This is a genomic window from Ruegeria alba, from assembly GCF_022321465.1.
GTDB classification, from domain to species: domain Bacteria; phylum Pseudomonadota; class Alphaproteobacteria; order Rhodobacterales; family Rhodobacteraceae; genus Ruegeria_B; species Ruegeria_B alba.
In genome coordinates this window covers 38,844-65,145 of record NZ_JAKOEM010000014.1, presented here as the reverse complement: position 1 = coordinate 65,145, position 26,302 = coordinate 38,844, and the positions used below count along the sequence as shown (strand labels likewise).

26 protein-coding genes are annotated in these 26,302 nt (G+C 66.4%); 17 read left to right on the top strand and 9 right to left on the bottom strand.

What is annotated here, in order from left to right:
- The 4 genes from MB818_RS15040 to MB818_RS15025 are packed head-to-tail and all read left to right on the top strand — an operon-like array spanning position 1 to position 3,823.
- Entirely contained in the window at positions 1 to 1,128 is a 1,128-nt protein-coding gene (locus MB818_RS15040) for an acyl-CoA dehydrogenase family protein (RefSeq protein WP_238905618.1), read from the top strand.
- A complete protein-coding gene (locus tag MB818_RS15035; RefSeq protein WP_238905617.1) occupies positions 1,109 to 1,543 on the top strand; it encodes a PaaI family thioesterase in 435 nt (144 codons plus the stop codon). Before MB818_RS15040 ends, MB818_RS15035 begins: the two co-directional genes overlap by 20 nt.
- Positions 1,540 to 2,310, top strand: coding sequence for an oxepin-CoA hydrolase, alternative type (locus MB818_RS15030; protein ID WP_238905616.1), 771 nt, complete (start codon positions 1,540 to 1,542; stop codon positions 2,308 to 2,310). The genes MB818_RS15035 and MB818_RS15030 overlap by 4 nt, the downstream gene beginning before the upstream one ends.
- Before the next feature lie 22 nt (positions 2,311 to 2,332).
- Positions 2,333 to 3,823: a class I adenylate-forming enzyme family protein gene (locus MB818_RS15025; RefSeq protein ID WP_238905615.1), complete on the top strand. Its 1,491-nt coding sequence runs from the start codon at positions 2,333 to 2,335 to the stop codon at positions 3,821 to 3,823.
- A 257-nt stretch (positions 3,824 to 4,080) separates the two neighbouring features.
- On the opposite strand, the gene rpe is transcribed toward MB818_RS15025, so the two are convergent.
- Entirely contained in the window at positions 4,081 to 4,770 is a 690-nt protein-coding gene (gene rpe / locus MB818_RS15020; protein WP_234140072.1) for a ribulose-phosphate 3-epimerase, read from the bottom strand.
- A gap of 64 nt (positions 4,771 to 4,834) precedes the next feature.
- Positions 4,835 to 5,587 (bottom strand): SDR family oxidoreductase, encoded by a 753-nt coding sequence (locus MB818_RS15015; RefSeq protein ID WP_234140071.1) that lies wholly within the window; start codon positions 5,585 to 5,587, stop codon positions 4,835 to 4,837.
- Between the two features lie 94 nt (positions 5,588 to 5,681).
- Here MB818_RS15015 and MB818_RS15010 point away from each other — a divergent pair, with 94 nt between their 5' ends.
- From MB818_RS15010 to MB818_RS14960, 11 genes are all read left to right on the top strand, one after another.
- Positions 5,682 to 6,611 (top strand): LysR family transcriptional regulator, encoded by a 930-nt coding sequence (locus MB818_RS15010; RefSeq protein WP_238905613.1) that lies wholly within the window; start codon positions 5,682 to 5,684, stop codon positions 6,609 to 6,611.
- Between the two features lie 57 nt (positions 6,612 to 6,668).
- Complete coding sequence (gene phnC / locus MB818_RS15005) at positions 6,669 to 7,490, top strand: phosphonate ABC transporter ATP-binding protein (RefSeq protein ID WP_238905611.1); 822 nt, start codon at positions 6,669 to 6,671, stop codon at positions 7,488 to 7,490.
- 62 nt (positions 7,491 to 7,552) lie between these two features.
- The gene (gene phnD / locus MB818_RS15000) at positions 7,553 to 8,455 is read left to right on the top strand and encodes a phosphonate ABC transporter substrate-binding protein (RefSeq protein ID WP_238905610.1); all 903 of its coding nucleotides are present in this window, start codon (positions 7,553 to 7,555) and stop codon (positions 8,453 to 8,455) included.
- 65 nt (positions 8,456 to 8,520) lie between these two features.
- The gene (phnE, locus tag MB818_RS14995) at positions 8,521 to 9,402 is read left to right on the top strand and encodes a phosphonate ABC transporter, permease protein PhnE (RefSeq protein ID WP_238905609.1); all 882 of its coding nucleotides are present in this window, start codon (positions 8,521 to 8,523) and stop codon (positions 9,400 to 9,402) included.
- On the top strand, positions 9,399 to 10,769 hold the full coding sequence (gene phnE, locus MB818_RS14990; RefSeq protein ID WP_238905607.1) for a phosphonate ABC transporter, permease protein PhnE: 1,371 nt from the start codon (positions 9,399 to 9,401) through the stop codon (positions 10,767 to 10,769). The genes phnE (MB818_RS14995) and phnE (MB818_RS14990) overlap by 4 nt, the downstream gene beginning before the upstream one ends.
- A 21-nt stretch (positions 10,770 to 10,790) precedes the next feature.
- The gene (locus tag MB818_RS14985) at positions 10,791 to 11,405 is read left to right on the top strand and encodes an LbetaH domain-containing protein (RefSeq protein ID WP_234143069.1); all 615 of its coding nucleotides are present in this window, start codon (positions 10,791 to 10,793) and stop codon (positions 11,403 to 11,405) included.
- A gap of 99 nt (positions 11,406 to 11,504) precedes the next feature.
- The gene (locus MB818_RS14980) at positions 11,505 to 12,509 is read left to right on the top strand and encodes a helix-turn-helix transcriptional regulator (RefSeq protein ID WP_238905605.1); all 1,005 of its coding nucleotides are present in this window, start codon (positions 11,505 to 11,507) and stop codon (positions 12,507 to 12,509) included.
- 83 nt (positions 12,510 to 12,592) lie between these two features.
- Positions 12,593 to 13,603, top strand: coding sequence for a DUF1214 domain-containing protein (locus MB818_RS14975; protein ID WP_238905604.1), 1,011 nt, complete (start codon positions 12,593 to 12,595; stop codon positions 13,601 to 13,603).
- An 84-nt stretch (positions 13,604 to 13,687) separates the two neighbouring features.
- Positions 13,688 to 14,428: a porin family protein gene (locus tag MB818_RS14970; protein ID WP_234177972.1), complete on the top strand. Its 741-nt coding sequence runs from the start codon at positions 13,688 to 13,690 to the stop codon at positions 14,426 to 14,428.
- A 59-nt stretch (positions 14,429 to 14,487) separates the two neighbouring features.
- A complete protein-coding gene (locus tag MB818_RS14965; protein WP_238905603.1) occupies positions 14,488 to 15,342 on the top strand; it encodes a 2-dehydro-3-deoxygalactonokinase in 855 nt (284 codons plus the stop codon).
- A 51-nt stretch (positions 15,343 to 15,393) separates the two neighbouring features.
- The gene (locus MB818_RS14960) at positions 15,394 to 15,798 is read left to right on the top strand and encodes an acyl-CoA thioesterase (protein ID WP_238905602.1); all 405 of its coding nucleotides are present in this window, start codon (positions 15,394 to 15,396) and stop codon (positions 15,796 to 15,798) included.
- Here MB818_RS14960 and gph read toward each other — a convergent pair.
- On the bottom strand, positions 15,780 to 16,436 hold the full coding sequence (gph, locus tag MB818_RS14955) for a phosphoglycolate phosphatase (RefSeq protein WP_238905601.1): 657 nt from the start codon (positions 16,434 to 16,436) through the stop codon (positions 15,780 to 15,782). The two genes, MB818_RS14960 and gph, sit on opposite strands and share 19 nt — an antisense overlap.
- A gap of 295 nt (positions 16,437 to 16,731) precedes the next feature.
- Positions 16,732 to 17,652, bottom strand: a complete 921-nt coding sequence (locus tag MB818_RS14950) for an MBL fold metallo-hydrolase (protein ID WP_238905600.1) — start codon at positions 17,650 to 17,652, stop codon at positions 16,732 to 16,734.
- 183 nt (positions 17,653 to 17,835) lie between these two features.
- On the opposite strand from MB818_RS14950, the gene hemP reads away from it, so the two are divergent.
- Positions 17,836 to 18,003: a hemin uptake protein HemP gene (gene hemP, locus MB818_RS14945; RefSeq protein ID WP_234140056.1), complete on the top strand. Its 168-nt coding sequence runs from the start codon at positions 17,836 to 17,838 to the stop codon at positions 18,001 to 18,003.
- A complete protein-coding gene (locus MB818_RS14940) occupies positions 18,000 to 18,443 on the top strand; it encodes a hypothetical protein (RefSeq protein ID WP_234140055.1) in 444 nt (147 codons plus the stop codon). Before hemP ends, MB818_RS14940 begins: the two co-directional genes overlap by 4 nt.
- Positions 18,444 to 18,447: 4 nt before the next feature.
- Here MB818_RS14940 and MB818_RS14935 read toward each other — a convergent pair whose 3' ends face one another.
- The 5 genes from MB818_RS14935 to MB818_RS14915 all read right to left on the bottom strand — a co-directional run bounded on the left by MB818_RS14935 (position 18,448) and on the right by MB818_RS14915 (position 26,298).
- On the bottom strand, positions 18,448 to 21,504 hold the full coding sequence (locus MB818_RS14935) for an aminotransferase class III-fold pyridoxal phosphate-dependent enzyme (RefSeq protein WP_238905599.1): 3,057 nt from the start codon (positions 21,502 to 21,504) through the stop codon (positions 18,448 to 18,450).
- Between the two features lie 114 nt (positions 21,505 to 21,618).
- A complete protein-coding gene (locus MB818_RS14930; protein WP_234140053.1) occupies positions 21,619 to 22,491 on the bottom strand; it encodes an NAD(P)-dependent oxidoreductase in 873 nt (290 codons plus the stop codon).
- A 95-nt stretch (positions 22,492 to 22,586) separates the two neighbouring features.
- The gene (gene cueR, locus MB818_RS14925) at positions 22,587 to 22,976 is read right to left on the bottom strand and encodes a Cu(I)-responsive transcriptional regulator (protein ID WP_234143077.1); all 390 of its coding nucleotides are present in this window, start codon (positions 22,974 to 22,976) and stop codon (positions 22,587 to 22,589) included.
- Between the two features lie 10 nt (positions 22,977 to 22,986).
- Positions 22,987 to 25,473 carry a heavy metal translocating P-type ATPase gene (locus MB818_RS14920; RefSeq protein ID WP_238905597.1) on the bottom strand — a complete coding sequence of 829 codons (2,487 nt, stop codon included), beginning with the start codon at positions 25,471 to 25,473 and terminating at the stop codon, positions 22,987 to 22,989.
- Between the two features lie 81 nt (positions 25,474 to 25,554).
- A complete protein-coding gene (locus MB818_RS14915) occupies positions 25,555 to 26,298 on the bottom strand; it encodes an SDR family NAD(P)-dependent oxidoreductase (protein ID WP_234237747.1) in 744 nt (247 codons plus the stop codon).
- Positions 26,299 to 26,302 lie beyond the last annotated feature (4 nt).

The window sequence follows — 26,302 nt, the reverse complement described above, 5'->3', positions numbered from 1 at the left end:
ATGGATTTCAACCTGACCGAAGAACGCCAGATGTTGCAGGATACCCTGCGCCGCTATCTGGCTGATCGTTACACAACCTCGGTTCGCAATACGATTCTGGACAGTGACAGCGGCATGAGCGCGGAGATCTGGGCCGGGCTGGCGGAACTGGGCGTGATCGGGGCGCTGTTTTCCGAGGAGGACGGCGGGTTTGGCGGCGCCGGTTTCGACATTGCCACCGTGTTCGAGGAACTGGGCCGCGCGGGCGTGGTCGAGCCGATGCTGGACAGTGCCATTCTGGGCGGACGTCTGATCGCGGCGCTGGGAGACGATACTCAGCGCGGCCTGCTGGAGGAGATCATCGGCGGGGCGGCGCATCTGGCGCTGGCCCATGGCGAACCGGCCAGCCGCTATGACCTGACGCGGGTGGAGACCACCTCACGCGTTGACGGTGACGAGATCGTGCTGAATGGTCGCAAGGCGGTGGTGGTGAATGCCGAAGCTGCCGGCCACCTGATCGTCTCGGCCCGCGAAAGCGGCGGGATCTTTGACCTGGACGGTATTTCGCTGTTCCTTGTGCCCGCAGGCACGCCGGGCGTGACGCTGCATGGCTATCCGATGCTGGCAGGAGGACGCGCCGCCGAGGTGACGCTGGACAATGTCCACCTGCCGCAGTCGGCGCGGTTGGGCGCGGCGGGGGCCGGGCTGGCGCCGCTGATGGATGCGATTGCCGCCGCCAATGTGGCGCTTTGTGCCGAATGCGTGGGCGCGATGCAAAGCGCGGTGGAACTGACGCGCGGCTATCTGATGACGCGCAAGCAGTTTGGCCGTCCCATCGGCACGTTTCAGGCGCTGCAACACCGGTTCGCCGACATGCTGATCGAGCTGGAACAGGCGCGCTCGGCCCTGATCAATGCGAGCGGCCACCTCGACAGCGCCGACCGCGACCGCCAGATCGCCGCCGCCCGCAATCTGATCGCGCGGGTGGGCCGGCTGGTGGCCGAAGAGGCGATCCAGATGCATGGCGGTATCGCGATGACGCAGGAATACGAGCTGGCCCATATCGCCAAGCGCATCGTGATGGCCGATCACCGGTTCGGCGATGCCGATTACCATCTGGAGCGGTTCATTGCCCTCAGCGCCGCCTGACCTGTCCGCATCCTGGACCCGCGAGAAATCCGGCTGCCAGTCGATGGTGGGTTACGAATTGGACCATGACCGGACCGGCGTCAGCAGGGCCTGTCACCTGGACCTTGGGCCACAGCACCTGAACTATCACGGCATCCTGCATGGCGGACTGGTGTCGATGCTGCTGGACGTGGCCTGTGGCCAGACCGCATCGGCGATGTTCCGGCCCGAGGATCCGATCCCGGTGGTCACCGTCTCGCTCAACGTGCAGTTCGTGGCGGCCGCGCGGGGCGGCCGGGTGACGGCGGTGGGCATCCCGTCGGGCAATGGCCGCACGCTGGCCTATGTGAACGGCGAGTTGCGCGACGAGGACGGCCGCCTGCTGGCCACGGCGGCGGGCGTGTTCAAACGCGGCAGCCTGAGGAAGAAGACATGACGCTGGCGCGCGTGGATGACCGGGGCGACCGGCTGGTCGTGGTCAACATGAACAGCGCCCGGCGCGGCGCGCTGTCGCCCGATCTTTATGCCGCGATTGCCGAGGCAATGGAACAGGCGGTGGAACCGCGCATTCGCGCGGTGATCCTGTCGTCCGAAGGCGGGTTCTTTTGCGCAGGCGGCGACCTGAACGTGCTGATCGAACGGCGCCAGCTGAGCGAGGCCGAACGGCGCGGCAAGGTCGATCTGTTGCACGACCTGATCCGCGCCATCCGCGCCTGCCCGGTACCGGTGATCGCAGCGGTCGAAGGCGGTGCCGCGGGCGCTGGCGCCTCGCTGGCGCTGGCCTGCGACCTGTTGGTCGCGGCCGAGGGTGCGAAATTCACCGCCGCCTATGTCAAGGCGGGGCTGGTGCCCGATGCTGGCCTCACCTCGGCGCTCGCGCGGATGCTGCCCCGGCAACTCGCGATGGAGATGTGCCTCCTGGCCCGACCGGTCACAGCTGAGCGCATGGCCGAACTGGGGGTGGTCAACGTACTGGCGTCGCCGGGTGAGGCCGAGACGCAGGCCCATGCGCTGGCCGATGCGCTGGCACAGGGGCCGCGCGGCGCCCAAGGCGTGATCCGGCGACTGGTGGCGGAAGCTTATGAAGCGAGCGAGGCGCAGCAACTGGATGCCGAGCGCGACGCCATGGCGCGCGCGGCGGGCGGGGACGAGGCTGCCGAAGGGATCGCGGCCTTTCTGGACAAGCGCAAGCCCCGGTTCTGACCGGGCAACAGGGGATCAGGCGATGGAGAAATGGCACGACTACCCCGGCGCACAGATCGCCAGCCGCCCCGACGCGCCCGCGTTTTCCGACAGCGGCGGCGCTGACTGGAGCTATGGCGATCTGGACCGCGCCATTTCGGCGCTGGTCGATGTGCTTGCCGCCCAGGGCGTGCAGGCCAACGACCGGGTGATGATCCTGGCCGAGAATTGCTGTGCGGTGGTGGCCGCCCTCTTTGCCGTCTCGCGGCTGGGGGCCTGCGCGGTGCCGATCAACGCGCGCCAGACCGGGCCCGAGGTGGACAAGATCGTCGCCCATACCGAACCCGCCGCGATCCTCTGCGCCTCGGACATATCGACGGATGCCGCCGCCCATGCCGTGCGTCTGGGCGCGCATCCGATCGAAGGCGCCTTTGGCCGGATGCATCTGGTCACACCCTGCCCCAGCAACCCTGATCCGGTGCTGAGCGATGTGGCGGTGATGCTGTTCACCACCGGCACCACTGGAACACCCAAGGGGGTGATGCTGACCCATGGCAACCTGCGCTTCGGCGGCCGCAGTTCGGCGGAACTGCGCGGCATGACGCCGGACGACGTGATCTATGGCGTGCTGCCGGTCACCCATGTGTTTGGCCTCGCCTCGGTGGTGACGGCGGCCAGCTATATCGGCGCGCCGGTACGGCTCGATGCGCGCTTCACCGCCGCGCGCAGCTATGCGGCGCTGACCTCGGGCGTGACCTTGTTTTCCGCCGTGCCGCAGATGCATGCGCTCTTGATGCAATACGCCCGCGAACAGGGATATGATCATCTACCGGGCGGCACGCTGCGCTATACCTCCTCGGGTGCGGCGCCGCTCGACCCTGCGTGGAAACGCAAGGCCGAGGCGTTCTATGGCGTCGCCCTGCAAAACGGCTATGGCCTGACCGAGACCACCGCCGGCGTCTCGGCCACGCGCAACCGGATCGGCCTGCCGGATATCTCGGTCGGTAAGCCCCTGCCGCAGGTCGAGGTCCGGCTGGACGAGGCGGTTACTGGCGGTGGCGATGGCGTGGGCGAGGTGCTGACCCGCGGCCCGCATGTGATGAAGGGCTATTACCGCAACCCGCAGGCGACCGAGGCCGCACTGCAAGACGGATGGTTCCGCACCGGCGACCTGGGCCGCCATGATGCCGATGGCAACCTGCATATCGCGGGGCGCAGCAAGGAGCTGATCATCCACGGCGGTTTCAACGTCTACCCGCCCGAGGTCGAGGCGGCGCTGAACGACCACCCGCAGGTGATCCAGGCGGCGGTGGTGGGGCGCATGGTTGCGGGCGATGAAAAAGTGGTCGCCTTTGTTCAGGTTGCACTTGGCGCCACCCCCGACCCTGACGAGTTGCGGGCCTTCGCCGCCGCGCGGCTAGCGGGCTACAAACGCCCCAGCCAGATCGTCGTCGCCACGGCGTTGCCAGCCGCACCCACCGGCAAGATCCTCAAACACAAACTGCTCGACCATTTCGCCGATCAACTCGATTGATCACGACCAAGGGCCCAAATGGGCGCCCCAAATGGGGCCGCCCATGCCTCCGGCGGGAGTATTGTGGACCAGAAAGAAGCGCCAAAGGGCCCGCTCCTCCTTCATTTCGCTGCAAAATACTCCGGGGGAGGCACGGCTGGCCGTGCCGGGGGCAGCGCCCCCATCGCCGCGCATCACGCGGCGCCCGGCCCAACGGGAGGCGGTGTTTTCGTCAGAAAACGCCAACGACGGGCGGGAGCGCGCCGCTTGCCGAGGCGTCAGGCCCAGACGCCTTCGGCGGCGGCGCGGATCTCGGCAATGTTCTGGCCATAAACGCCCGGATTGTCGACCGAACCGCCCCGGAACACCGCCGAACCCGCGACCAGCACATCAGCCCCGGCCTGCGCCACCAGCGGCGCGGTCTTCGGGTCAACGCCGCCGTCGATCTCGATATGCACGGGCCGGTCGCCGATCATCTCGCGCAGGCGGGCGATCTTGGCGGTCATGTCGATGAATTTCTGGCCGCCAAAGCCCGGGTTCACCGTCATCACGCAGATGAGGTCGGTGAGATCCAGCAGATGCGCCACCGCCTCGGCCGGGGTGCCGGGGTTCAGCGCCACGCCCGCCTTCATCCCCGCGCCCCGGATCGCTTGCAGCGTGCGGTGGATATGCGGGCCGGCCTCGACATGGGCGGTCAGCACATCGGCGCCCGCGTCGGCATAGGCGTCGATATAGGGATCGACCGGCGCGATCATCAGATGCACATCCATCACCGTCTTCACATGCGGGCGGAACGCCTTGACCGCCATCGGGCCAAAGGTCAGGTTCGGCACGAAATGGCCGTCCATCACGTCCACATGCACCCAATCGGCGCCCTCGGCCTCGATGGCGCGGATCTCGGCGCCGAAATTGGCGAAATCGGCGGACAGGATCGACGGGGCGATCTTGATCTTGCGGTCAAAGCTCATGGCGGCCTCACGGTGGAAACAGAGTCGCCCGCCCTATACAGGCTCTCGTCGCCGATGGGTAGGGTCAGCTCAGACCCGCCTCGGCCCGACCCTCGGCCGTCTTCAGCGAGAAATCGGTCCCCCGATGCGCATCGCCCCCCGGACCGCAGAGATAGGCCAGCGCCTGTGCCACCCAATCGGCCGGTATATGCGCCGAAGGGTCCATCCGGCTGACCGGGTTGATCCCCGAGGCGCGGATCTGCACCTGCATCCCGGTCGCAACTGTCCCGGGGCTCAGTCCGATCACCCGGATGCCCTGATCGCGATACTCGCGGTCGGCGCAGCGGGTCAGCGCCAGCACCGCCGCCTTGGTGGCGCAATAATGGCTCCACCCCTCCAGCGCCGAGGTGGCCGCGCCCGAGGACAGGTTCAACACCGTGCCGCCCCCGGTGGCCAGCATCCCCGGCAGCACCGCGCGCAGCCCGTGATAGACACCCTTGAGGTTCACATCGACCACCCGGCCCCAGTCCTTCGGGTCGCTGTCGGCCAGCCGGGCGATCGGGTCGATCAGCCCGGCATTGTTGATCAGCACGTGGATTGGGCCAAACCGCGCCTCTGTCGCCGCAACCGCCGCCGCGACCGCCGCCCAGTCGCCCATGTCACAGGGCAGGGCCAGCGCCTGATTGCCAATATCGCCCGCCAGCGCCTCCAGCGCCGCGCCATCGCGCGCCAGCAGCGCCACCTGAGCCCCGAGACCCGCAAAATGGCGCGCTGTGGCGGCGCCGATACCCCGGCTTGCGCCGGTGATCACCACGGTCTGTCCTGTCAGATCGGTCATGTCTCTTCTCCCGCTATGCTGGGCAGACACTAGGCGGGCGAATGATGCGGAAAAATACTGTCTTTCCCATCATGTTCGTGCAAAATCTGCATGAATGGATACGGATACCCTGAAAACCCTCCTGTTGATCGCCCGGCAGGGCAGCCTTGCCGGTGCGGCCCGCGTGCTCGACACTGATCCGTCGGTGCTCTCGCGCCTGCTTTCCGGGGCCGAGGACAGGTTGGGCTTTCGCCTGTTCCATCGCAGCACAAGGCGGCTGTCGGTCACCGAGGCGGGGCAGGATTACCTGACCCGGATCGAACCGCTGGTCGAGGCGCTTGAGGCCGCCCGTGACACCGCTGCAGGGGCCGACCGCGTGCTGCGCGGTCCTGTGCGGCTCACCACTTCCACCGCTTTCGGGCAGGTCTGCGTGCTGCCGCATCTGCCCGCCTTGCGCCGGGCCTGTCCCGAGATCACGCTGGAGCTTCTGCTTGACGACGCTCCCCGCGATCTGGTGGCCGAGCATATCGACCTGGCCCTGCGCCTCGCGCCTGTGCCACGCGGCGACCTGATGTCGACCCGGCTGATGCGGACCCGCTACCATGTCTGCGCGACCCCCGGCTATCTGGCGCAACACGGCACCCCGGAGCATCCCACGGGCCTTTCCCGGCACGACTGCCTGCGCATGGCCTTGCCCGAGTTCCGCACCCGCTGGCTGTTCCGCGACACCCGGGGAGAGACCGAAGAGGTGCCCATCAACGGCACCCTGATCCTTTCGGGCGCGCTGGCACTGCGCGAGGCGGCGCTCCTCGGTCTCGGGCCCGCGCTCTTGGCCGATTGGCTGGCGGCCGAGGCGCTGGCAAGCGGCGCGCTGGTCGATCTCTTTCCCGACCATCAGGTCACCGCGACCGGCTTCGACACCGGCGTCTGGGCGCTTTACCCCGACCGGGCACATCTGCCCGCCCGTACCCGCGCGGTGCTGGATGTCCTGCGCCGGAACCTTGGGCGCGGGCCGGGGCGCGTTACAAAACTTTCACCCCCCTGACATATCGGCTTCGTCTGGCAGGCTTAGCACCCCCCTCGACAAGACCGGGGGAAACACGTGCTGCGGATCGACAAACTGACCAAACGGTTCGGCGACAATATCGCGGTGAATGCCGCGACGCTGGATGTGGACAAGCCCTGCATGATCGGCATCATCGGCCGCTCGGGCGCGGGGAAATCGACGCTGTTGCGGATGATCAACCGGCTGAGTGATGCCAGTGACGGCCGCATCCTGTTTCAGGGCCGCGACATCACCCGCCTGCGCGGCGCCGAAAAACGCGCCTGGCAGGCGCAATGCGCGATGATCTTTCAGCAGTTCAATCTGGTGCCGCGCATGGATGTGGTCTCGAACGTGCTGCACGGCACGCTGAACCGCCGCTCGACGCTGGCCACCATGTTCAACCTCTACCCGACCGAGGATATCCACCGCGCCATCGACATTCTCGACCGGCTCGGCATCGCGGCTCATGCGGCCAAACGGGCCGAGGCGCTGTCGGGCGGCCAGCAACAGCGCGTCGCCATCGCCCGCGCCCTGATGCAGGACCCGGCGATCATCCTTGCTGACGAACCCATCGCCTCGCTCGACCCGATGAATGCGCAAGTGGTCATGCAATCCCTGCGACGCATCCACGAAGAGGACGGCCGCACCGTCATCGCCAACCTGCACACGCTGGATACCGCGCGCCGCTATTGCGACCGTGTCATCGGCATGCGCGACGGGCGCATCGTGTTCGACGGGCTGCCCGAGCAACTGACGACCGGTGTCGCGCGCGAGATCTATGGCGCCGATGCCAGCTTTTCCGAGGCCGCGACCTCGACAGAGATCGACACGCTCGATGCCCCGCATCCCGTGCCGCGGCGCGCCGGGGCCACGGCCTGACCCTTTTCCACCGCAATCCCGGCCTTGGGATGGGCCGGACCAACCAACCGGAGATATCAGAGATGAAAAAGCTTGTTGCAGTTCTGGCGGCCACCACCGCCCTTGCCACCCCGGCGCTGGCGCAGGAGATCACCGAATTCCGCATCGGCATCCTGGGCGGCGAAAACGCCCAGGACCGTCTGAATTCCAACGAGTGCCTGCGCGAAAAGGCCGAGGAACTGCTGGGTGTCGAGACCAAGCTCTTTGCCCCCGCCGACTACAACGGTGTCATTCAGGGCCTCTTGGGCGGCACCATCGACATGGCCTGGCTGGGCGCCTCGGGCTATGCCAAGACCTATCTGAGCGACCCCGAGGCGGTCGAGCCGATCCTGGTCAAGGTCAACAATGACGGCGGTTACGGCTACTACTCCATCGGGTTCGCCCGCAAGGACAGCGGCATCACCTCGCTGGCGGACATGAAGGGCAAGGTCTTCGGCTTTGGCGATCCGAACTCGACCAGCGGCTTCCTGATACCCTCGATCGAGATCCCGCAGGAAACCGGCGCCTCCATGACCTCGGGCGATTATTTCGGTGAGGTCAAGTTCACCGGCGGCCATGAACAGACCATCGTCGCGGTCGGCAATGGCGAGGTTGACGGCGGCGTGACCTGGGCCGACGGTCTGGGCGCGTGGGAAGACGGGTTCAACTCGGGCGCGCTGCGCAAGGCGGTCGATGCCGGTCTGGTCGACATGAACGACCTGGTGCAGATCTGGCAGTCGAAACCGATCCCCGAAGGCCCGTTTGTCGTCCGCAAGGCGCTGCCCGCCGACGTCAAGGTCAAGATGACCGGCCTCCTGGCCTCGCTCAAGTCGATGGACGAGGAGTGCGCCTATGGCGTGCTGCAGGGCGATGCCAAGGGGTTCATGCCGATCACCCATGACGCCTATCAGGTGATCATCGAGGCGCGCAAGCTCAAGTCGAACTGATCCGGGTTCATTCTTCAGGCGGGGTCCGCGCCAAGCGGGCCCCGTTCCTGCATCGGGAGCATTCCATGACAGACCTCACCGCCGGGCAAGGCGAGCTTGCCCGCATCCGCGAGGACTATACCGCGCTTACACGGCGCAAACGGGTCTATGGCGGTATCCTCCTGATCCTCTTCGTCTCCCTGATGGCAGCAGGGTTCCACACCGCCGACGACCGCAACGCGGGCGGATTCGTTGATGGCTGGCGGCGCATCCTTGACTATCCGGCCGAGGTTCTGACCGAGGCGCTGGAGAAATCGGCGCAACTGCCCGGCCATCTGGTGCATTTCCTGCCCGCGCTGGTCGAGACGCTGAACATCGCCGCTGCCGCCACCCTGTTGGGCGCGCTCGGCGGCACCGTTCTGGCGCTCCTCTCGACCCGCGGTCTGGCCTATTGGCCGCGCCTCATCCCGCTGTTTCGCCGCATCGCCGATATCTGCCGCGCGGTGCCCGAGATCGTCATCGCGCTGGTGCTGATCTTTGTGCTGGGCGGCGGCCCGGTGCCCGCGATGATCGCCATCGCCATCCATACCGCCGGGGCGCTGGGCAAGCTCTTCTCCGAGGTTGCCGAGAATGCCTCGCTGAAACCGGTCGAGGGGCTGGAATCCACCGGCGCCAACTGGGCGCAGCGGATGTATCTGGGCGTGATCCCGCAAGTGGGCCCCAATTTCGTCAGCTATGCGCTGTTGCGCTTTGAGATCAACATCCGCGCCTCGGCCATCCTCGGCTTTGTGGGCGCAGGCGGCATCGGCTATGAGCTGCGCAATGCCATGTCCTGGGGCCAGGGGCGCTATGACGAGGCGGCGGCGATCTTCCTTCTTCTCTTTGTCACCATCGTTGCGGTGGATCAGATCTCGGACCGCCTGCGCGCCCGTCTGACCCATGGCGCCCGGGCAGGGGTCACGGCATGAGCACCGCCACCACCGATCTGGACCTGATCCACCTGAAACATCAGGCCGACCGTCTTTTCACCCGCAAGCGGCTGTTGGGCTTTGGCCTGCCTGCGCTGGTACTGGCCTATCTGGCCTATATCTTCTTCGCCTTCGACATGCCGGGGCTGGCCGCGCGGGCCAACTGGGACAACGGCCGCACGCTGGTGGCCGACAGCTACAGCTACAAGACCCATGTCACCCGCGACAACCGCTCGGGCGCGGTGTCCGTCGCGGTCGAGGGCGAGCGCAAGGGCACCTGGTCCGACGGGCAGGCACCCGAATGGGTCGCCTTGGGTGAGACCACCGTCATCGACCTCACGGGCGGCCATATCGTCCGCTTTGGCCCCGAGACGGTGGAATATGACATCCCCGGCTATGGCACCCTGCGCGCCACACCGACCCGCACACAGGGCGTGGTCACCGAACTGCCGCCGGGCGAGGTGCCCGACTGGATCAACCAGTCGAAAAACCGCATCAGCGTCACCACCGAGGCCGGGCGCCTGACGGTGACCCGCAACCGGTCGGAAGTGTTCCGCTACTTCGCGGGGTGGGAACTGTTCTGGTTCACCCTCGACAGCCCCTATCACGGCCTGTCCCCCGCAGAACTGGCCCGCCGTGCGGCCAATGGCGAGGCGGGGGCGATCTGGCACGACTTTTGGAACAATGCCATGTGGCGGCATGGCGACGTGGCCTGGGCCATTGGCGAGACCATCCTGATGGCCTTTCTCGGCACCTTTGGCGCCGCCATCATCGCCTTGCCGCTGGCCTTTCTTGCCGCGCGCAACTTCAACCCGCTGGCGCCGGTCCGTTTTGCGGTGCGCCGCATCTTCGACTTCGTCCGCGGGGTCGATGCGCTGATCTGGACCGTGGTGCTGGCCCGCGCCTTCGGCCCCGGCCCGCTGACCGGCGCGCTGGCGATCCTGGTCACCGACAGCGGCACCTTTGGCAAGATCTTCTCCGAGGCGCTGGAAAACGTCGATGCCAAGCAGATCGAGGGCGTGCAATCCACCGGCGCCAATGCCGCGCAGCGCTACCGCTTTGGCGTGATCCCGCAGATCACCCCGGTGCTGCTCAGCCAGGTGCTCTACTTCCTCGAATCCAACACCCGCAGCGCCACCATCATCGGGGCGATCACCGGCGGCGGCATCGGCTTGTTGCTGACCCAGGCGATCATCACCCAGAAGGACTGGGAAGAGGTCGCCTATTACATCGTGCTCATCGTGCTGATGGTGATGCTGATGGACTGGCTGTCGGGCTGGCTGCGTGCCCGCCTGATCCGGGGCGAGGCGGCAAAGCCTCGCAAACGGCGCGCCGCGCTCCAGCCTGATCCGCTCCTGCTGCCCTGATCCTAGCAAGGACCCAAACCGATGGCCCGTCTCAGCGCCGAAGCCCCCTTCCTGCACCCCGGTTGCCAGATCACCGACAGCCGCTTTGGCGCCTATGTCGAGATCGGCGCCAATAGCCGCCTGACCAACACGACATGGGGCGACTACAGCTATTGCGACCGCACTTGCGACATCGCCAATGCCCGCATTGGCAAGTTTGCCAATATCGCCAGCTTCACCCGTATCGGCGCCACCGATCACCCGATGGAAAAGGCTTCGCTGCATCATTTCCACTATCGTTCGGCCGATTACTGGGACGATGCCGAACACGATGCAGACTGGTTCGCCCATCGCGCCGGTCGCACCGCCACCATCGGCCATGACACCTGGATCGGTCACGCCGCCATCATCAAGCCCGAGGTCACCATCGGCCATGGCGCGGTGATCGCCTCGGGCAGTATCGTGACCAGGGACGTGGCCCCCTATACCATCGTCGGCGGCAATACCGCGCGGCTGATCCGTCGCCGCTACCCCGAGGACGTGGCCGAGCGGATGATGGCGCTGGCCTGGTGGGACTGGGACCATGCCCGCCTGCGCGCCGCGCTGCCCGATTTCCGCAGCCTGCGGGCAGAGGCGTTTCTGGAGAAATACGCCTGATCCGCTGACGCGGGCCATTTTAACAAACGCGTGACCTGCGCCCGCGAATGGGGCACACTCGGACCGACGCGCCGTTCGGCGTGTCCATCCGGGATAGACATGCTCAGACCCTTCATCTCGTCGCGCACGCTGCATGGTCTTGACGCGGGGCTGGCGCAGAGCGCAGGCCGCGCTGCCGCCCGGCGCGCGCTGGCGGAGTGCGATCTGCCTGCCGAGGCGCTCGACAATCCGCGCCTCTACATCTCGCAGCTGGACGAGTTGCTCTTTCTGAACCGGATCGCCGGAATCGCCGGAACCGACAATCTGCTGTTCGCCCTCGGGCCCTATGCGAGTGTCCGCAATTACGGTCCGTTTGGTGACTATGTGACCTCTGCCCCCACCTTTGGTGCGGCCTTGCGGATGACCTGCGAATTGATGGCCTATCACGCCTCGCTGGACCGGATATCGCTGGGCCAGACCGGCCAGGGGTTCCGCTTTACCTATCACGCAGCCGTCCGCAATGCGCCGGGCTATTCGCATTACGCGACACTGGCGCTTGCCGTGGTGCTCAGCATCGCGACCTCCTATATCGGCAACCGCCACCGCCGCATGGTCGCGCTCAACTTCCCCAAACCCCGCGAAACCGCGGGGTATGAGGCGTTTTTTGGCTGCGACGTCCGGTTCGACCAGCCCGAGTTGCGGCTGGTCTTCGATCCCGAGGCCGAGTTTGCCCGCCGCATCGTTCCGGCCACTGGTGATCTGACCCTGGCCGATGTCGCCCGCGACGCCTTTGGGTCGGCGCCGCAGACTCTGCTCGAGACAGTCCGGGCGCTGGTACGCGCAAGTCTGGCGGACGATCCGGGTATTGAGCGGGTCGCCCATCAGCTTGACATGTCCGCTCGCACCCTGCGCCGGCGGCTTGAGGATCAGGGCACCAGCTTTCGCGATCTTGTCCGCGCTGTGCGGGTGGACATGGCGCAGGAACTCATCCTGTTCTCCGGTCTGGATCTGACCGAGATATCGCAGCGGGTGGGTTATTCCCATGTCTCGCATCTGGGCCGCGCCTTTCGGCAGGTCACCGGCATGACACCCTCCACGGCGCGCGCGGCCCAGACGGGCCGCTGATCCGGTGCGACATGGCCGGAAATGGTTACCGGGCCCGGTGGCCGGGCGGCTAGACTTGCCGCCAGAACCTCAGGAGCGTGACCATGCCGATATCCAGACTGTCCCTTGCCGCCATTCTGACCGGTCTCGCCACCACTGGCGCCGCGCTTGCCGAACCTGTCGCCGTCACGGTCGACAATTTCGACCGCGCCGAAACCAACGAGATCATGAAATCCTATGTGGGCGTGGCGGGCATCGGTGAATGGGTCCACAACCGGGCGCCCACTCCGATTGATCAGCAGAACGTCGTTCGGATGAACCGCGACACGCTCTATTCCTTTGCGGTGGTCGACATGAGCACCCCGGTCACCATCGTCAAACCGGAAAGCGACCGCTTTCAGTCGATGCTGCTGATCAACGAAGAGCATTCGATGCTGCCCGCCATACACGAGGACGGCACCTTCACTATCCCGCCCTCGCTGGTCGGCACCCGCTATCTGGCGGTGGTGATCCGCACCTTTGCCGACCCAAACGACCCCGAGGATGTCAAGGCCGCCAACGCGCTTCAGGATCAGTTGCAGATCGTTCAGCCTGACAAGGGCGCATTCGAGAGCCCCGACTGGGATCCCGAAAGCCTGGCGCGCGTCCGCGACGCGATCAAGGTGCTGGGCAATACCCGCAGCGACACCACCCCCTATTTCGGGCAAAAGGCGCTTCTCAACCCGCTCTATCACCTGATCGGCACCGCGGTCGGCTGGGGCGGGAACCCGCCCGAGGCGGCGATGTACACGCTTGGGCTGGTCCCCAACAATGACGGCACCCCCTATACCGTCACGGCCAAGGACGTGCCGGTAAACGGGTTCTGGTCGGTCACCGTCTACAATGCCCAAGGCTTTATGGAGGCCAACGATCTGGGCGTCTATTCCTACAACAACGTCACCGCCAAGCCGAACGCCGACGGCGGCTATACCATCAACTTCGGCGGCTGCGCGGACGGGCGCATCAACTGCATCCCGATCATGCAGGGCTGGAACTATGCCATCCGCCTCTACCAACCCCGCGCTGAGATCCTGGACGGAACCTGGAGATTCCCCGATTTTCAGCCCGCGGGCTGATCCGACGCACCCCGCCGGGCTTGTCTCGGGGTGCCTCGTATGCGACGCTCGGAATGAAACGCCATCGCTTCCCCGGAGACGATCATGAAACACCTGACTTCCACAGTCTTTGCGCTGGCTCTCGCGGCGGCGACGCCGCTCGCGGCCCAGCAATCCAACTGGCGATACGAGGCGACGGTCTATCTCTTCACCGCAGAGACCGAGACCGGCGTGACCACACCCACCGGCACCATCGAGGGCACGCTCAGCTTCAAGGATGCGCTCGACAATCTCGACTTTGCCTTCATGGGCGCGTTCGGCGCCACCAACGGCCAATGGAGCTTTCTGGCCGATTACATGCTGACCGACATCTCCTTTGGCAATCCGACGCCGGGCGGTGCCTTTTCGGGCATCAACACGGCGGCCAAGACGCAGGTGTTTAACGCCTATGCCGCCTACCGCGTGCATGAAACCCCCGATCTCGCCGTTGATCTTGGCGCCGGTCTGCGCTGGTTCGATACCCGCACCACGCTGACCGCGCTGCCGGGAATCCTGCCGGGGCGTACCGTGGTGGCCAATGACAACTGGATCGACCCGGTGATCGCGCTGCGCGCTCGGGTGCGCCTGTCCGACAGGTGGAACGGCACCGCCTTCTTCGACTATGGCGGATTTCAGAGCGACAGCGAAAGCTGGCAGGCGCTGCTTACTGCCGACTACCAGTTGAACGACAACTGGCGGCTACGGTTCGGTTATCGCCACCTGTCGGTCGATCACACGCTGTCGAACGGCAACGACTACTCGTTCACCCAGTCCGGCCCGGTCTTTGGCGCCACCTACCGGTTCTGACAGCGCTTGGCCGCGCCGCCCGGCTGCCGTAAGAACGGCACACGCAGCCGGAGACCCGCATGACCCGCGACTGGATCGCCCTTGACTGGACCACGACGCGCCGCCGCCTCTGGGTGATGCGCGGTCGCGACGTGCTGGACGAGGCCGTCGATGACGGCCCGCGCCCCGCCGATGCCGCCTCGATCCTCGCACTGGTGGCCGGACGGCACGCGGGACAGGGGGTTCCGGTCATTGCCTGCGGTCCGCTTGGCCCGGTGCGCGATGTGGTCCCCTGTACGCCGCTCTCGGGCGGGCTCTGGCAGATCGACCTTGGCGATCCCCGTGTGGTGCTGAACGCGGTGCCGGGTCTTGCGCAGGCCGAACCCGCCGACATGATGCAGGGCGATGAAACCCGCGTTGCCGGGTTTCTTGCCCTCAACCCCGGTTGGGACGGTGTGATCTGCCTGACCGGCGACACCAGCCGCTGGGTGCATGTCAGCGCCGGTGAAGTTGTAAGTTTCCGCAGCTTCCTCTCGGGGGCGATACTCTCGTCGCTGGCCGCCGGGACGGTTCTGGGGCGCTGGCTGGGCGCGGCGGGGGTGGATGCCGGTGCGTTTTCCGATGCGGTTGCCGATGGCCTGTCGCGACCCGAGCAGATGCTGGCCCGCCTCTGGAGCGCCCATGCCGCTGCCACGCTGCAGGGGCTGCCGGAAGAGGCCGCGCGTGCGCAGATTCTCGGCGGGCTGATCGGGGCGGAACTGGCAGCGACCCGGCCGTTCTGGTTGGGACAGCAACTTGCGGTAATGGGAGAGGGCCAGATGCCTCGCCTCTATGTCGATGCTCTGGCCGCACAGGGGGCACCCGCGACCCAGGCCGATGCAACGCGGATGACCCGGCAGGGGCTGATCGCCGCATGGGAGGCGATCACCGCTTGAGCTGTGCGCCGACCACGGGCAAAAGTCGACCGACCGATACAAGGGGGCCAGATGAGCTTTACCACCGAAATCGAAGTCCGGTTCAAACATTGCGATCCGGCGGGCATCGTGTTTTTCCCGCGCTATTTCGAAATGATCAACGACGTGGTCGAAGACTGGTTCGCCACCGATCTGGGCCTGCCGTTTCACGAGTTGGTCAAGGAAAACGGCGCCCCTACGGCGCAGATCCAGGCCACCTTCACCGCGCCCTCGATGCATGGCGATGTACTCACCTTTCGGCTGACGCCCACCCGGATCGGCAATTCGAGCCTTGACTACGAATTGACGGCGCATTGCGGCGACGAGTTGCGCCTGCGAGCCTCGACGACATTGGTGCATGTGGCCCGGTTGGGCCGGTCGCTGCCCTGGCCCCAGGCCATCCGCGACCGGGTGGCGGCTCAGATCGCCAGTGCCTGACTGGCCAGCCCCGGCAAGTCGCTGAAATCGGCAAAGGCCGCCCGATGCGGCACCTCTGCGACCGGCCGCTTGCGATAGCCTTGGGTGAACAGCAGAAAGGGGACCTCGGCGTTCTGTGCGGTTTCCGCATCGACCTCGCTGTCACCCACATAGATGCGGGGCAGATCCGGAAGGGCGGCAAAGGCCGCGTGCAGCATCTCGGGGTTGGGCTTGCGCGTGGGCAGGCTGTCGCCGCCGATCACCACGTCAAAGAACCGGTCAAGCCCGAGATCGGCAAGGACATGGCGTGCGGGTTCGATTGGTTTGTTGGTGCAGATCCCCATTGCGGCGCCTCGTGCTTTCAGAGCTTCGAGCGCGACAATCACGCCCGGATAGGGGCGTGTCAGTGAGGATGCCGACCGGTTGTACTCGGCCAGCGTCCTGGCGGTCAGGGCGTCATGACGCGCCATGTCGAGACCCAGATAGTCGATGACCCGCGCAACCAGATGCGGCAGCCCCTTGCCGACAAAGGAAGTGACCGTGGCCAGATCGAGCGCGGCCAGCCCTTCGGCCGCCAGCATTCGGTTCACGGCGGCGGTTATGTCGGGCGCGCTGTCCACCAGCGTGCCATCAAGATCGAAGACAAGGGCAAAGGTCATGGGCAAACTCCGACTGTGCCTCGATCCCTGTCAGAGCGTGGCGGCAACGGCAAGCCCGTATGAGCGGTTCTGACGAACCGCCCATGCCTCCGGCGGAGGTATTTTTGAACAGAAGAAAGGAACTGTTAACGTTAATGCGCCATTCTGACCAGGCGGTACAGGCGGAGGCGCCGATGGCCGTAACAGGAGAAGGCCCCCTGCCACATGCGCAGGGGGCTGACCTTTTGGCCCCCAGTCTTCTTCTGTTTCAAAATACCTCCGCCGGAGGCAGCCCGCGCAGCGGGCTTTGTCGCGCTCAGCCCTCCAACGGGACGAACCTGTATCCGTCTTCGGCGGCTTCCACATGGCCCATGCCGCCCTCGGGCAGGTGATAGCCGATCATGGTCATGCGTTCGCTGGCAAGGCGCTGCATCAGGCGGACCCGGGTTTCGGCCCCCATCGCGCGATTCTGATCCGCGCCCGAAGGCCAGTGCGGGCGGGCAAAGGCAAGGTGATGGTTGCCGATCGCATCACCCACCACCATCAATGCATCACCGCCTTCGCGGATCTCGAAGGACATGTGCCCGGGCGTGTGTCCGAAGGTCGCGACCGCCGCAACACCAGGCAGGATCTCGTCCCCATCCTCGAAGGTCTCGAGGGTTTCAAGCGCTTCCAGCCGCCGCGCGGCGCCCACGGCGAACGAGGCGCGGTCGGCGCCGATCTGATCGACGGTCGCCGGATCCAGCCAGTAGTCGCGCTCGACCCGGCCGATCAGGTGGCGGGCATTTGCGAAAAGCGGGTCGTCGAAATCGTCGAGCACACCCCAGAGATGGTCCGGGTGACCATGGGTGAATACCACCTCGGTGATGTCGTCGGGGGTAAGGCCAATGGCATCCAGCGCATCGACAAGCTCGCCCGCACTGTCCTGAAAGCTCGCACCGGACCCTGCGTCGAACAGGATATTGCGTCCCTCACTCTGCATCAATGTGACGTTGCAGTCGGGCCGCAGCGTATCGCCTTCCAGCCCATAGCGCGCCAGCAGCAGCGGCAGCTCCGCCTGCGGCATCGGGTCGAACATGAAACCGGCCGGAAGCACCAGATGACCATCCGACAGGCTGGTGATGCGCGCGGCGCCGATGTTTGTCTCGGTCGCCGACCATAGCCTCAGCGGGGTGGTGGCGGTCAGGGCAAGGCCGGCGCCGAGGCGGCCGAGCAGGGTGCGTCTGGTCAGGGTCATGAAACTCTCCTCTGGATACATTCTGACATTCATGGACGTGAATTACAATTGATGAGATTTGGGGTCGAAGGGCGGCTTGACAAAGACGACAAAAATAGTCAGGTTTAGGGTGTGCGCAGCCATCGGAGTCTCCGTCAGCCAGCGATCAACAGCGACCCCATTTGCCGATACGGAGACAATGACATGACGATCCACAGCGCCACCCCGACCGCCGATCCTGCGTTCCAGATCCTGCCCTCGCACAAGGCCGAGGATCTGACCAAGGGAGGCAATCTTGCCCATATCCGGCTGGGCGACCAGCTCTATACCCTGCGCATCACCCGCGCGGGCAAGCTGATCCTGACGAAATGAGCGCGGCGGCACATCGCGGCGGTGCTGCTGTCGGGCACCTGGCCGATCTTCCCGCACTCGAGGCCTCGGCGGTGCATTGCCTGCGTTTGTGGAGCGATGCGGTGGAGGGCCGCGCGGCGTTGCCCGAGGGGCGCTCTGCCGAGCTGTTGCGGCAGATCTGCGGGCTGTGTGCGTCCTATGGGCGGCGTCCGTTGATGCGGCATGGTCTGGGGTGCGCCTGTCTGGGGGCGGACGAGGCCTGTTTTGCGCATATGGTGGCCGCCGCCGCCACCGGCGCGCGCGAGGATGCGCTGATGCTGGCCGCGCTGATCGTCCGACCCGATCTGGCGCCTGCGCTGGTGGCGCTGAGCGAACAGCTGGGACTGGCGCTGCACCGTCGACCGATGGTCACGACGGCGCAGAGTCGCACGTTAGAGAGCCGGGCAGGGCGTTTGCACTAGCCTGCTAGCAGCAACCACAGCCCGCGTGATGATGATCGTGATCGCAGGCCGGGGCAGGCGCCCAGTCGCCGACCTCGGCCAGCACCGTGCGCAGCGCCCACAGGATCATGTCCACATCCTCTTCCTCGATGGTCAGGGGCGGGCGGATCTTCAGGATATTGTCCTTGGGCCCTTCGCTGCCGATCAGGATGCGGTGGTCGCGCATCCGGTTCTTGACGTATTGGCAGATCTCGGTCCCCTCGGATCCGTCGGGGTTGATCAGCTCGACCCCTAGGAACAACCCCATGCCCCGCACATCGCCGACACAGCCGAATTCGCCCTCCAGCGCGCGCAACCCGTTCATCAGCCGCGCGCCCATCAGGCGCGCGTTTTCCTGCAAGCCCTCGTCATCGACGATATCCAGCACCTCCTTGCCGATCCGGCAGGAGAGGGTGGAGCCGCCGAAGGTCGAAAAGAACTCGATCCCGTTGTTGAAACTGTCGGCAATCTCGCGCGTGGTCACCAGAACCCCCAGCGGATGGCCATTGCCGATGGGCTTGCCCATCACCACGATATCGGGCTCGGCGCCCTGGTGCTCAAAGCCGAAATAGTAGTCGCCCAGCCGCCCCAGCCCGGTCTGCACCTCGTCGGCGATACACACCCCGCCCGCCGCGCGGATCTTGTCATAGACCGCTGCCAGATAGCTCTTGGGTGGAATGATCTGGCCGCCGACGCTGGGAAAGGTCTCGGCGATGAAACCGGCCACGCCATGGCCCTTTTCCTGCAACCGCGCGATGGCGGGATCGACAAGATCGGCGAATTTCCGGGCGCGCTCCGCATCGTCGCGCTTGAAACGGCCGCGATAGTCGTCGGCCACCTCGACCAGTTCGACCCAATCGGCCTGCCCCACGCCGCCCGGCTTGTTGAACTTGTAGGCCGAGATGGCGATCGCGCCGGTGGTATTGCCGTGATAACCGTGATCGGGCGTCACCATGCCGATGTTGCCCGTATGCGCCCGCGACAGGCGCAGCGCCAGTTCGTTCGCCTCGGTGCCGGAGTTGACGAAGAAACAGACCTCGAACCGCTCGGGCAGCTTCGACAGCACCTTGTCGGCGAAGGCCAGTTGCGCCGGATGCAGGTATCGGGTGTTCGAATTCATCCGCTTCAGCTGATCCGCCGCCACCGCCTGAATGCGGGGATGGGCATGGCCCACATGGGGCACGTTGTTATAGGCGTCCAGATAGGGGCGCCCCCATTCGTCGAACAGGTGATGTTTCCAGCCGCGCACCAGCATCACCGGATCGTCATAGGTAAGGCTCAGGTTGCCGCCGAAATGCGCCCGCCGTCCGGCCAGCACGGCGGCCTTGTCGGTCGGGCGATAGAACACCTTGTCATCGGGCAGGTTCAGCAGCGCCGCCGGGTTCGGGCAGACCGCGTGCCACAGGTCCATTTCGTCCGGGTCGCCGACACCGGGCCAGTCGGCCTCCATGCCTTGCGTCGTCAGGGCCAGCTGGAAATGCACATGCGGCGCCCAGCCGCCGTTCTGACTTGCATCGCCCAGCCGTGCAAAACCGGCCCCCTGCGCCACTGGATCGCCCGGTTTCAGCCGGTCGCAGACCTCGGGGTCGAGATGGCCGTAGAGTGTGAAAAACGCGTCGCCCTGCGGTGTCTCGTGATGCAGGATCACCACGCCACCATAATCCAGATGCCCGGTGCGGTTCTCCACCGCCTCGACCCGCCCGCTGAGCGGTGCGTGCAGGATCGTACCGGCAGGGGCAAACACATCCACCGCCAGATGCACGGTACGCCGGTCGCTGGCCTTCCACGGCCCCTTGCGGAATCCCGGCTCGGCATAGATCAGGCGTGGTTCGTTGTAATAGCCCAACCACAGGCCGGTGCCGAATTCCTCGCCCACGCGCGCGGCCTCGTCCAGCGGCATGTGGAACGGGTTCTGCGGCCAGGTCGAGTTTTCGACCGACAGCGAACCCATCGGCGCCGCGCTCAGATCGGTTCCGAACATCTGCGCGAAACGGCCCCGGTGCTCGTCCAGATGGGCCTGTACCCGCTCGGCCCCAGCGGTCACCGGCAGGCCACAGGCCACCCGCAGCCGCGCCGCCATCAGCCCGCCATTGACCGAGGCGTTTTCCAGGAACCGCCAGGCCGGGGCCTGGCTGATCGTCACATAGGGGTCGTCCGGGTTTTCCACCGCCATCAGGGTCGAGTTCACCACCGACACGGCCAGCCGCATCCTGAGAAGCGGCCAGATCAGGTCCACCTCTGCGGCACTCAACCGGTTGGCCGCGTGATAGCCGCGCACCAGCGCCGCCAGCGCCCGTTCAGGCCTGGGGTGGTCCAGCACCACATAGGCCCCGGCAATCGCCAGGTCGCAGACACGCGGCGCGGCGCACATGTCGCCCAGGTCGATCAGGCCCGAGACCTTGCGGGTCTCGTTCAGCCCGCCCTCGACCAGGATGTTGTAATCGTTGACGTCATTGTGGATTGCCTGGATCGGCAGGGCTGCGAGTCGGTCCCCGATCGCGGCGAACTCTGCCGTGATTTCCGCCAGCAGCGCCTGCCGTGCCGGATTGGTGATTGCCTCCAGATGCCGGTCGATCCAGCCCGCCTGCACCAGGTTCCATTTGAAATCCCGCGCCAGCCCGTCATGCGCGAACCCCTCCAGCGCCCGGTCGGTGGCGCCCAGCACCCGGCCCAGCTTCAGGATCAGCTCTTCGGAATGCGGCAGGGACAGCACATAGCAACGCCCCGGCAGACGCTCAAGCAGCCAGACCCGGCGCGGCGCGCCCGCCTCATCCGCGATCTCGGGCAGCATCGCGCCATCGAGCGCGGCAAACACCTTGGGAAAGGGCAGGCCCGGCGCCACCTCGGCGATGTGATCCAGCGCCGCCACCTGCATCTCGACCAGCCCGGCCTCGCATTCGGGCCGCATCACCTTCAGCACATAGTCCCGTCCGTTCCGGCCACGGGCCAGAAAATTCAGGTCATATTCGCCATCGAGCCGTTCCAGCGCCGCCTCGATCCCCCAATGCGCCTGCAGGGCCTCTGCCCAGAACTCCGTCAGCACCGCCGCTCTCCCATCACATTCCTGCCGAGGCGGCCGTTGCCCCCCGGTTCTTCATTTCGCCAAAAATACTCCGGGGGAGTCCCCGCAGGGGACGGGGGCAGCGCCCCCTTTCCCTCAGTCCAGCTTGCGCAGGCGCGCCAGCAGGCTCGACGTGTCCCAGCGCCCGCCGCCCATCTTCTGTACATCCTTGTAGAACTGGTCGACCAGCGCCGTCACCGGCAGGCTGGCGCCGGTCTCGTCGGCGGTGTCCAGGCAGATGCCCAGATCCTTGCGCATCCAGTCCACCGCGAAGCCGTGCGTCCAGTGGTCGTCCAGCATGGTCTCGTACCGGTTGGCCATCTGCCAGCTGCCTGCGGCGCCCTGGCTGATCACCTCGACCACCGCGCGGCCGTCCAGCCCCGCCTTTTCGGCGAAATGCAGCGACTCGGCGAGGCCCTGTACCAGGCCCGCGATGGCGATCTGGTTGCACATCTTGGTAACCTGCCCGGCACCGCTCTCGCCGATGCGGCGGCAGATCCGGGCATAGGCGGCGATCACCGGTTCGGCGCGGTCATACTCGGCCTGATCGCCGCCGCACATGACCGACAGCACCCCGTTCTCGGCCCCCGCCTGCCCGCCCGAGACCGGTGCGTCGACAAAGCCCACGCCGCCATCCTTGGCTGCGGCATAAAGCTCGCGGGTGACCTTGGCCGACACCGTCGTGTGATCGACAAAGACGCTGCCCGCCGCCATGCCCGCCAACGCGCCATCCGGCCCGGTGCAGACACTGCGCAGGTCGTCATCATTGCCGACGCATGCCATGACGAATTCGGCGCCTTCGGCGGCCGCGCGCGGTGTCGCGGCCATCGCACCGCCGTGCTGGGCCACCCATTTCTCGGCCTTTGCGGCGCTGCGGTTATAGACGGTGACATCGTGGCCCGCGGATTTCAGGTGCCCCGCCATCGGATAGCCCATCACGCCCAGGCCAAGGAATGCTAGTTTTGCCATGTCCGGATCCTCTCTCGTTCTCCGGCGGCGCGTCTCCCCCGGCTTGTTCCCGACAGAGACAAAGCAAAGCTTGTGGCAAAGGGCAAGCCCGCGCGTCAGTCGGTCCCGCCCAGATCGCGCAGGATCGGACAATCGGGCCGGTTGTCGCCCGCGCAGGCATCGACCAGTTCAGTGAGCGTGTCGCGCATGGCGATCAGGTCGGTGATCTTGGTCTCGATCCGGGCCAGATGATCGCGGGCCACCTGTTTGACATCGGCGCTGGCGCGGCTCTGATCCTCGTAGAGTGCCAGCAGGGTGCGGCAGTCCTCGATGGTGAACCCCAGCGCCCGGGCGCGGCCCAGAAAGGTCAGCTTGTGCAGATCCTGTTCGCGAAACCTGCGATAGCCGTTCAGATCGCGCTGGGGCGTGATCAGGCCGATATCCTCGTAATAGCGGATGGTCTTGGCGGGCAGGCCGGTGCGGTTGGCGACATCTCCGATATTCATGCCGGTCTCCTTACTCTGCCGGGGCGGGCGCTGTGGCCGGGGTCAGGGCCGCATCCTGCCGCGCGGCAGGCAGGGCGGCCCGTACCCGCCGCAGGCGCAGGGCGTTGGTGACGACAAAGACGCTCGACAAGGCCATCGCGCCCGCCGCCAGCACCGGCGACAGCATCGGCCCACCAAACGGAGAGAGCAGGCCCGCTGCCACCGGGATCAGCAGCACGTTATAGCCAAAGGCCCAGCCCAGGTTCTGGCGGATGTTGCGCATGGTGGCACGGCTCACCTCCAGCGCGTTGGCCACGCCGCGCAGATCGCCCGACATCAGCACCACATCGGCGGCCTCGATGGCCACATCGGTGCCGGTGCCGACCGCGATGCCGATATCGGCATGGGCCAGGGCGGGGGCGTCGTTGATGCCATCACCGACAAAGGCCAGCGCGCCATGATCCGCCCGCAACGCATCCAACGCCGCGACCTTGCCCTCGGGCATGACTTCGGCTGTGACCGCGTCGATACCCAGTTTCGCCGCCAGCGCCTGTGCCGTGCGGGTGTTGTCGCCGGTGATCATGGCCACGCTCAACCCCATCTGGTGGAACCGCTCGATGGCCTCGACCGTGCCGGGTTTCACCGGGTCCGAGACCGCCAGCACCGCCGCCGCACGGCCACCGACCGAGGCATAAAGCGGCGTCTTGCCCTCTGCGGCCCAGCCCGCCCCGATTTCGGCCAGCGAGCCCAGGTCGATACCTTCGCGGGCGAACAGCCGGTCGGCGCCGACCCGCACGTCCTGGCCCTCGACCGTGGCGCGGGCGCCCAGCCCGGTCAGGCTCTGGAACCGGTCCACCGCAGGCACGTCGCCCTTGGCCGCGCGGGCAATGGCCGAGGCAATCGGGTGTTCCGACTGCGCCTCGACGGCTGCTGCCAGCCGCAATACGCCATCACGGTCAAACCCTTCGGCGGGGCTCAGATCGGTCAGTTCCGGCCGCCCCAACGTCAGCGTGCCGGTCTTGTCGAAGGCAATCACCTTCGCCTCTTGCAGCCGTTGCAGCGCGTCGCCCTTGCGGAACAGCACGCCCAGTTCGGCGGCCCGGCCCGTTCCCACCATGATCGAGGTCGGTGTGGCCAGTCCCATGGCGCAGGGGCAGGCGATGATCAGCACCGCAACACCTGCGACGAGGGCGTGGGCCAGAGCGGGCGAGGGGCCGAAGATCAGCCAGACCAGCACCGTCAGCGCCGCGACCCCCATCACGATGGGCACGAACCACAGGGTGATCCGGTCCACCACCGACTGGATCGGCAGCTTGGCGCCCTGCGCCTGTTCCACCATGCGGATGATCTGGGCCAGCACGGTGTCGGCGCCCACCTTTTCAGCGCGTGCGCGCAGGGCGCCGGCCCCGTTTACGGTGCCGCCCACCAGCGTGTCGCCGGCGGATTTGGTCACCGGAACCGGCTCGCCGGTGATCATGCTTTCGTCAACATGGCTCTGGCCGTCCAGCACCAGCGCGTCTGCCGGAATACGCTCTCCGGGGCGGATGACCAGCGTGTCGCCCGGTTGGATGTCGGCGATGGCCACCTCTACCGCTTGTCCCTTGCGTTCGATACGCGCATGGCGGGGTTGCAGCCCCACCAGGGCCTCGATGGCGGCACCGGTGCGCCCGCGCGCCCGCGCCTCGAGCCAGCGGCCCAGCAGGATCAGTGCCACGATGACGGCGGCGGCCTCGTAATAGACATTGGCGGTGCCGTTGGGCAGCAGGCCGGGGGCGAAGGTCGCGACCAGAGAAAACCCATAGGCGGCCCCGGTCCCTAATGCGACCAGAGCATTCATGTCGGGGGCGCCGCGCATCAGGGCCGGGAAACCCTTGGCATAGAACACCCGACCGGGGCCAAGCAGCAATACCGTGGTCAGCGCAAACTGGATCAGGTGGCTGGCCTGTTGGCCGATGGTCGCCAGGATCCAGTGGTGCAGGGCGGGGATCATGTGCCCGCCCATTTCGATCAGGAAAACGGGCAGCGCCAGCAAGACGGCCAGCAGGGTTTGCCGTTTGAGCACCGCGGCCTCGTCCGAGGGCTCCTCGCCCTCGTCCTCGGCGCCCCCTGCGGGGCGGGCAGCATAGCCCGCGGCGGTCGATACCGCCGCCAGCGCAACCGGATCGGTGCTGCCGGTGACATAGCTGACCCGCGCGGTGCGGGTGGCCAGATTTACCTGTGCCTCGACGACGCCCGGTGCGGCGCTCAGCGCCCGTTCCACCCGGCCCACACAAGAGGCGCAGCTGAGCCCTTCGACATCCAGCGTGGTTTCCGACACCTCGGCCGGATAGCCCGCGTCAGCCGCCGCTTGGGTCAGCGCGGCGACCGGGCCGTCATGGTGGACCTGCGCTGTCTTGGTGGCGAAGTTGACCGAAGCCCCGGCAACCCCCGGAACCGCTTGCAAGGCGCGCTCCACCCGGCCCACGCATCCCGCGCAGCTCATGCCCGTGATCTTCAGCGATGTGGTTTGTGCTGACATGCGACTCGTCCTTGTCCTCTGATCACCCCTCAGATGGGGCTTCCAGTCACGGGAAGGTCAAGAGGGGTGCCGGGAAAATTCTCAGCCGCGTCCGATTTTATTTTCCATCAGCCGTTGATAGAGGCCCGGCGACAGCCGATTGATCCACCAGGCCAGTCGCGCCACCCGGCCCACCGGGATCATGTCGCGACCCCGGTCGAGACCGCGCAGGATGGTCGCCGCCGCCGCCTCGGGCGTCATGTAATCCATCCCGTCGGTGGCCGAGCCGGGCCGGGCGATGCCATCGGGCTGCGCCTGCGGGTTGCCCAGATTGGTGGCCACAAAGGACGGGGCCGCGATCTGCACCGCCACCCCATGCGCGCGCTCCTCGGACCGCAACGATTTGAAAAACCCCTCCAGCGCGTGTTTGGACGCGGCATAAGAGGTGCGGCTGTAGAGCGGCGCGAACCCCGCCACCGAGGAGATTGCCAGATGGGTGCCGCGTGCCTGCCGCACCGGGTCGATCATAACGCGGGCCATGTTTACGGCGGCGAAATAGTTGATCTCGAAAACCCGGCGGTGACTGGCCTCGTCACTGTCGGCAAACAGGCCGATCTGGGTGATGCCGGCATTATAGATGACCAGGTCCACCCCTCGTCCCCCGACCGCCGCAGTACAGGCGGCGGCCAGTTGACCGGGATCGGTCAGGTCGCATTGAATGACGCGCTGGGTCTCGCCGGGCTCGATGGTCGAGATATCGCGGTCGAGCAGCGTTACATGCCAGCCGCGCGCTTGCAGCGCATCCGACAGCGCCCGGCCCAGCCCGCCCGCTCCCCCTGAGATCACCGCC

Excerpts from the sequence above, each read along its gene's own strand:
- MB818_RS14940 (WP_234140055.1), top strand. The coding sequence starts at position 18,000 with ATGAGCGCGGCGGCACATCGCGGCGGTGCTGCTGTCGGGCACCTGGCC.
- MB818_RS15010 (WP_238905613.1), top strand. The coding sequence starts at position 5,682 with ATGGATACGGATACCCTGAAAACCCTCCTGTTGATCGCCCGGCAGGGC.
- MB818_RS14920 (WP_238905597.1), bottom strand. The coding sequence starts at position 25,473 with ATGTCAGCACAAACCACATCGCTGAAGATCACGGGCATGAGCTGCGCG.
- phnE (WP_238905607.1), top strand. The coding sequence starts at position 9,399 with ATGAGCACCGCCACCACCGATCTGGACCTGATCCACCTGAAACATCAG.
- hemP (WP_234140056.1), top strand. The coding sequence starts at position 17,836 with ATGACGATCCACAGCGCCACCCCGACCGCCGATCCTGCGTTCCAGATC.
- MB818_RS15025 (WP_238905615.1), top strand. The coding sequence starts at position 2,333 with ATGGAGAAATGGCACGACTACCCCGGCGCACAGATCGCCAGCCGCCCC.
- MB818_RS14975 (WP_238905604.1), top strand. The coding sequence starts at position 12,593 with ATGCCGATATCCAGACTGTCCCTTGCCGCCATTCTGACCGGTCTCGCC.
- gph (WP_238905601.1), bottom strand. The coding sequence starts at position 16,436 with ATGACCTTTGCCCTTGTCTTCGATCTTGATGGCACGCTGGTGGACAGC.
- phnE (WP_238905609.1), top strand. The coding sequence starts at position 8,521 with ATGACAGACCTCACCGCCGGGCAAGGCGAGCTTGCCCGCATCCGCGAG.
- MB818_RS14985 (WP_234143069.1), top strand. The coding sequence starts at position 10,791 with ATGGCCCGTCTCAGCGCCGAAGCCCCCTTCCTGCACCCCGGTTGCCAG.
- phnD (WP_238905610.1), top strand. The coding sequence starts at position 7,553 with ATGAAAAAGCTTGTTGCAGTTCTGGCGGCCACCACCGCCCTTGCCACC.
- MB818_RS15040 (WP_238905618.1), top strand. The coding sequence starts at position 1 with ATGGATTTCAACCTGACCGAAGAACGCCAGATGTTGCAGGATACCCTG.
- MB818_RS15015 (WP_234140071.1), bottom strand. The coding sequence starts at position 5,587 with ATGACCGATCTGACAGGACAGACCGTGGTGATCACCGGCGCAAGCCGG.
- MB818_RS14950 (WP_238905600.1), bottom strand. The coding sequence starts at position 17,652 with ATGACCCTGACCAGACGCACCCTGCTCGGCCGCCTCGGCGCCGGCCTT.
- MB818_RS14960 (WP_238905602.1), top strand. The coding sequence starts at position 15,394 with ATGAGCTTTACCACCGAAATCGAAGTCCGGTTCAAACATTGCGATCCG.
- MB818_RS14970 (WP_234177972.1), top strand. The coding sequence starts at position 13,688 with ATGAAACACCTGACTTCCACAGTCTTTGCGCTGGCTCTCGCGGCGGCG.
- MB818_RS14980 (WP_238905605.1), top strand. The coding sequence starts at position 11,505 with ATGCTCAGACCCTTCATCTCGTCGCGCACGCTGCATGGTCTTGACGCG.
- rpe (WP_234140072.1), bottom strand. The coding sequence starts at position 4,770 with ATGAGCTTTGACCGCAAGATCAAGATCGCCCCGTCGATCCTGTCCGCC.
- MB818_RS15030 (WP_238905616.1), top strand. The coding sequence starts at position 1,540 with ATGACGCTGGCGCGCGTGGATGACCGGGGCGACCGGCTGGTCGTGGTC.
- MB818_RS14930 (WP_234140053.1), bottom strand. The coding sequence starts at position 22,491 with ATGGCAAAACTAGCATTCCTTGGCCTGGGCGTGATGGGCTATCCGATG.
- cueR (WP_234143077.1), bottom strand. The coding sequence starts at position 22,976 with ATGAATATCGGAGATGTCGCCAACCGCACCGGCCTGCCCGCCAAGACC.
- MB818_RS14965 (WP_238905603.1), top strand. The coding sequence starts at position 14,488 with ATGACCCGCGACTGGATCGCCCTTGACTGGACCACGACGCGCCGCCGC.